Here is a 3,366-nt window from a genome sequence, read left to right as displayed (position 1 = left end):
CCGACAGCACACCGGCTCAGCAACCGCTGGCCGCCTGATCATGCCGAATCCGAAACACCAGATTTGACAGTAACTCGTCCATGGCCAGGGTGTGCCTTAAAACATGCGGAGTCACGCGCTTATGCACGAGCGATGGACAGTGCTGGCAACCGATACGGAGATGCTTATCCAATATGTATTGCAGGGCATCATGGCTTAACGCGGATCCGCGCGTAGTTGGGAAAACAGGCTCAAGAGGCAGTCCTTGGCGCTCACGTAGCCAACTGCGCAACACCAGAACGGTGTCTTTACCCAATGGTGTGCAACGGCACTTTCGACCCTTTCCTTCGCATCGTACATGCGCGCCGGTGCTAAGCAGGACGTCTTCGCAGCGAATCCCGATAAGCTCCGCGGCACGCAGGCCGGTCTGGACAGCCAACGTCAGAAGCGCACGATCACGACGACCTGACCATGTCGTGAGGTCGGGGGCGGCAAGCAGCGCATCCACCTCGACCGGCGTCAGATAAGCGATCGGGCTGCGCGTATAGCGCTTGCTCGGCATGGCCAGGACGCGCTGCGCCACTGCGCTATGCTCCGGTGCGTGCAACGCCACATAGCGGAAGAACGAATGGATTGCAGCAAGACGCACGTTGCGACTGCGGGCGCTGTTCTTGCGTTCGTGCTCCAGGTAATCGAGGAACGCTCCCAGCAGCGGCGTGTCGAGTTCTGATACCGTCAGATTCGAAGGCGCCTTGCCCAAGCGTCTTTGCGCGTACTGGAGAAGCAGACGGAAGGTGTCCCGATAGCTTGCGACGGTGTGTGAGCTCGCCTGACGCTGCTGCATGAGCCGATCCATGAAGAATGCTTGGAGAAGTGCGGGGAGCGTACTGATAGTATTCATGGCCGTTGTCCTTGTCTGGATCGCTCCACGTATCGCAGCGCGTAGCGCAGCAGCTCGGGCGTCGCCGTCAAATACCAGTACGTGTCTGTGATATGCGCGTGCCCGAGGTAGGCCGACAGCAACGGCAGGTGACGCTCGACATCGACACCGCGTCGATACCAGTTGAGGAGCGTGCGAGTGGCCAGCCGGTGACGAAGATCGTGCAGACGAGGCCCTCGGGAGTCGTCTGCACCGCGTAGGCCGATCTCATGCGATAGCTTCACAAAGGTCCGTCGCACGCACAGGTCTGTTAAACGGGTTCCGCGCTCCGAGACAAAAAAGCTCGGCGTTTCGAGATCGCTGCACAAGCGATCCCGCAGGACTGCGTAGCTCTGCAATGCTCGTCGTGTGGAAACGTGGAGCGGTACATAGCGCATCTTGCCAAACTTCGCGTCACGGATCGTCAACACTCCGTTGACCAGATCGACGTCGTTGCGATCGAGATGCAAGGCCTCGGTCACCCGTAGCCCCGTGGCGACGTAGAGGCCGAAGAGCGTGAAGAATGTAACGGGCCTCAGACCAGTGTCAGATGGAAGGCGGCGTGCAGCAGCAAGCAACCGTTTGATCTCTTCGTCGCGGTAAAGGTATGGAGCTGGACGATGGTACCGGTGAGGAAGCAGATCTGCCGGCGGTACGGCGTTGCGCGGATCGTTTGCGCTGCAATACTGCGCGAAACGACGCAACATGCCGAGGCGGTTTGCCCATTGGGCAGGTTGTGCTGTGGCCGGCTGCATCGCCCATGCAACTGCGAACTCGGTAGTGATGTATTCTGCACCCTCGCGAGCAGCGAAGTCGACAAAGCGTTGCAGCAGTCGGCCGGACAAGCGGAGCTTGAACCCGAGGGCGCGCCGGACTGCAGGGTACTCATCGAGTGCGACCTGTAAGGTGCTCATGACGCACCTCCAGGCCACGGCAGCGCAATATCACGTAGCGCCGCGATGTCCACCTTGGCATAGATCTGTGTGGTTATCGGTAGTCGGTGACGCAGCAGTTGACCAATCTCACCCAGCGTCGCACCGCGGCGAAGCAGATTGGTGGCAAGGGAATGGCGGAACAGGTGAGCCCCTTTGAAGTCAGGGGCAAGACTGGCCCGATCAAGAGCGCGGTGAACAATGCAGCAAATCGCGTCCGGCCCGGCAAGCCCCTGCTGCGGAGCCTTCATCCGAATGAACACCCGACGCGTCGCACACGCGGGACGGACGTCACAAAGATAGCTCGCCAATGCCGCGCCAACCTCCGAGGGCATTGGCAAGCGTTCCAGTCGCTGACCTTTGCCTCGAACAACTATCTCGCCGTTCTCCCAGTCCAGATCGTCCAGCGTCATCGCCAGCACCTCGCCGCCCCGCAACCCGAGTCGGGCCAGGAGCAGCAAGATCGCATAGTCGCGCTCGCCGGCCGGTGTGCTGCGATCGCAGCAGGCGAGCAATCGTTCAATCTGATCGGGAAGCAACGAGCTGGGCAGATGTGACCGTCTCCAGCATGCCACCCCAGGCAGAGTTGAAGCCAGGTCTGTCTGGATAGCGCCACGCTGCAGTAGAAATCGCAGGAACGAGCGCAGCGCGGTGACGACCGTCTTGAAGCGCCCCGGAAATGTAGGAGACTTTGGTCTCCTACATTTCCGGGGCGCTTCACTTCCGAGACGCGCAGGCCTGTTGCCGCCATTAATCCAAAGATCGTCTTACAGCTCAACCCCCGCAGGCCACCGGGCGGATATAGGTGATCGCAGGCGCCCAACAGATCAAGGACCTCATCGTCAGTAAAAACATGCGGTGCCAACCGCCGATGGGCATGCCCAAACAGGCACCGGGGCGGAATCTCGGTTGCGGGATCGAACTGGCGGCAATAAGAAGCAAAGGGACGAAGCACCTCGATCCGGCGTGCAGCTGTCAGCGCTCGGCCACTGCGCGAACTGCTGGCCCATTGAACCGCAAGTCGTACCGTCAGCGGACCAGCGTGGCCGACCTGCTCGGCGAAGCGTGCAAACTTCCGGAGTTGCGAGCCCTCAGTTTCAAGCTGAAACCCTGCTCGTCGGCGAACGGCCAAGTAGTCGTCGATCCAGGTCGAAAATGATGTGTGAGAGTTCACGGACGCCTCCTTGGCCATGGGAGAGCGACCCGCCGAAGCGAGAGAAAGTCGACCTTCGCGTAAATCGTGGTCGTGTCGAGGCTGCGGTGTCGCAACAGGTCGGCGATCTCTTTGAACGGTGCACCACTCTGTGCCATCCGGCATGCTATGGTGTGCCGGAAGATGTGTGTGCCGCGCACACGCTGCTGCAGACCGCATTGTTTTGCAGCGTGGCGAACAGCGCTTCGGACAAGGTCCACGCTAGCCGCCGCATTGAGCGGCGGCCGATGGCGAACAAATACCTCGCGGACTCGCGCCGGCTCTCGCCTGCCGCCTGCACGCAGATATCGTGCTTCGTGTCCGCCCAGTCGATACCGACCCAG

At 60.7% G+C, this 3,366-nt stretch carries 6 protein-coding genes; 1 reads left to right on the top strand and 5 read right to left on the bottom strand.

Features of this window, described 5'->3' with window-relative positions; all coding sequences use genetic code 11:
* Window positions 1–16: 16 nt before the first annotated feature.
* The 3 genes from AWB81_RS41345 to AWB81_RS41335 are packed head-to-tail and all read right to left on the bottom strand — an operon-like array spanning window position 17 to window position 2,369.
* Window positions 17–880, bottom strand: coding sequence for a tyrosine-type recombinase/integrase (locus tag AWB81_RS41345; RefSeq protein WP_235026199.1), 864 nt, complete (start codon window positions 878–880; stop codon window positions 17–19).
* The gene (locus AWB81_RS41340; RefSeq protein WP_062644242.1) at window positions 877–1,812 is read right to left on the bottom strand and encodes a tyrosine-type recombinase/integrase; all 936 of its coding nucleotides are present in this window, start codon (window positions 1,810–1,812) and stop codon (window positions 877–879) included. The genes AWB81_RS41345 and AWB81_RS41340 overlap by 4 nt, the downstream gene beginning before the upstream one ends.
* On the bottom strand, window positions 1,809–2,369 hold the full coding sequence (locus AWB81_RS41335) for a site-specific integrase (RefSeq protein ID WP_235026198.1): 561 nt from the start codon (window positions 2,367–2,369) through the stop codon (window positions 1,809–1,811). Before AWB81_RS41335 ends, AWB81_RS41340 begins: the two co-directional genes overlap by 4 nt.
* 266 nt (window positions 2,370–2,635) lie before the next feature.
* Here AWB81_RS41335 and AWB81_RS45475 point away from each other — a divergent pair, with 266 nt between their 5' ends.
* The gene (locus tag AWB81_RS45475) at window positions 2,636–2,989 is read left to right on the top strand and encodes a hypothetical protein (RefSeq protein WP_144444357.1); all 354 of its coding nucleotides are present in this window, start codon (window positions 2,636–2,638) and stop codon (window positions 2,987–2,989) included.
* 11 nt (window positions 2,990–3,000) lie between these two features.
* On the opposite strand, the gene AWB81_RS41330 is transcribed toward AWB81_RS45475, so the two are convergent.
* Entirely contained in the window at window positions 3,001–3,243 is a 243-nt protein-coding gene (locus AWB81_RS41330; RefSeq protein ID WP_159939028.1) for a tyrosine-type recombinase/integrase, read from the bottom strand.
* The coding region (locus AWB81_RS47905; protein WP_235026200.1) for an IS110 family transposase at window positions 3,150–3,366 on the bottom strand (217 nt) is incomplete at its 5' end. The genes AWB81_RS47905 and AWB81_RS41330, both read right to left, overlap by 94 nt.

It is taken from the genome of Caballeronia arationis, from assembly GCF_001544975.2.
Classification (GTDB): domain Bacteria; phylum Pseudomonadota; class Gammaproteobacteria; order Burkholderiales; family Burkholderiaceae; genus Caballeronia; species Caballeronia arationis.
This window is presented reverse-complemented; position numbering and strand designations above follow the sequence as displayed.